This window comes from Streptomyces sp. NPDC093109 (genome assembly GCF_040701725.1).
In the GTDB taxonomy this organism is placed as follows: Bacteria; Actinomycetota; Actinomycetes; order Streptomycetales; family Streptomycetaceae; genus Streptomyces.
Window position 1 is genome coordinate 1 of the sequence record NZ_JBFBEZ010000114.1, and the last position, 1,840, is coordinate 1,840.

Here is a 1,840-nt window from a genome sequence, read left to right on the forward strand (position 1 = left end):
GGTGGGCGGCGAGACGCACAGCGATCCGCTCGCACCACACCGACTTCTCGGCGGCGGGGACGACGTCGAGGACGTCGGTGAGGATGTCCGCGCCGCTGCTCTTCTCCGGGCCGAGGCCGATGGCGTGGCCGGTGACGTTGCCGTACTCCTCGCGCACCTTGCGGGCGCGGGCGGCGATGCGTTCGGCCGCGGGCGCGTCCACGAACGCGGAGGCGACGATGCGGGGGTCGTCGCCTTCACCGGCCATCCAGCAAATGCCCCGGTCGGTGCGGGAGAACATCGTGGCCCGGTATCCCGCCTTGTACATCGAGGTGCCGAGGACCATGTCGTTGGCGGGCTGGCCCATGACCTTGAGGCAGAACCGCAGGACGGCGTTGGCGCTGATGCCGGTGGGCAGGGACTTCGCGTCGGGGCGCTGGGTGCCGAACAGGGCGACGATGCCGAGCGCGGGGCCGCGCTTGACGAGGTCGGTGCAGATCGCTTCGATCTCCTTGCCGTACTCCTCGTGCTCGAAGGGGACTTGGCATTCGTCGAATCCGGCGACGATCGGGTGCAGTCCGAGGGTCTTGTCACCGGCGAGTGCGGGGGTGACCTTCGACTCCGGGCACCGGGAGGTGGGCAGGCCCTTGATGACCTTCGCGCGGCGCCGCAGCTCCTCCTTCAGCTCCCGCAGGGCGTGGACGACGTACTCGATGTCCTCGTCTTCCTCGCCGGCGCGGTAGCGGTGGCAGACGGGTTCGAGGGCGCCGAAGTCGCCGGTTCCCTTGAAGTCGAACGCGTGGAGTTCGGCGCGCGGGTCCAGTGCGGCGATGAGGAGGAACAGGCGCATCAGGAACGTCTTGCCCATGCGGGGGATCGATCCGACGACGACGGAGGCGAACATGAGGGTGACGGCGACGTCGCGCATGCGCTGGTCGTTGCCGAACACGACCGGCTTGAACAGGTCCACCTGACCCGTCCTGGCGAGCGGCCACGCGGGCTTGGTGGTCTCGTTCATGGGCTTGTCCCCCACCCACAGCACCAACCGGCCCTCGTGCTCGGTGGGGTCGGGGGAGGGCCACACGCAGCCGACCTTGCGCCGCAGCCCGGACGCCAACGGCTTGCGGGCCTCCATGATGTCCTCGGGGGTGATGCCGTAGGGGAGGTCGAGGTCGGCGCGGTAGCCGGGGCCGTCGCGCACGATCTCGGACGTGAAGCGCATGCCGTTCATGTCTCCGCCCTTTTTGATGGCGGCGGACACCTTTGCGTTGCCGATGCTGTCCAGCCCGCGCAGCACGATCGACCCGGTGAGCTTCTGCACCTCCGTCTTCAGCACGGCCGGGCCGACGACCGGGGCGTCCGGCTGCTGTCCGGCCGTGCCGAGGAGCAGCACCCCGCCGGCAGCGAACGCGTACAGGAACGCGGGGGCCAGGACGTAGAGCCAGAGGGCGAAGGAGAGTCCGAACACGGCGGCGACCAGGGTGACCAGGCCGCGCAGCCGTACCCGTCCGGCGCGGAGCCGGGACAGGCGCATGTACTCCTCGACGTCCTCGGTGCGCACGGCGTAGTCGCGCAGGGGTGCGGCTTCGCGGTCCCACACCCACCGGTTGGTGGTGACGACGAACCGGCAGGTGCCGCGCGGGGCCATGGCGGTGAGGCGGGCGGCGTAGACGGGCAGGCGCACACCGTGGAACAGCGATGCGTAACCGAGGTTCGTGGCGGCGTGGCGGGTGGTCGCGGTGAAGTCGCGTCGGTTGGTCAGCCATCCGGCGAGGACGGGCTTGCGCTTCTCGGTGGTGACACCGGGCTCGGGAAGCTTCGGGTTGTCGACCGCCACCGCCGCCATGGGCGCGTCGTCGTC

The 1,840-nt window shown here is 70.3% G+C and carries 1 protein-coding gene; it reads right to left on the reverse strand.

The genetic code is table 11. The annotated features are described in order from the left end of the window. A partial coding sequence (locus tag AB0389_RS37780; RefSeq protein ID WP_366400119.1) for a cell division protein FtsK occupies positions 1-1,840 on the reverse strand: 1,840 nt, incomplete at both ends.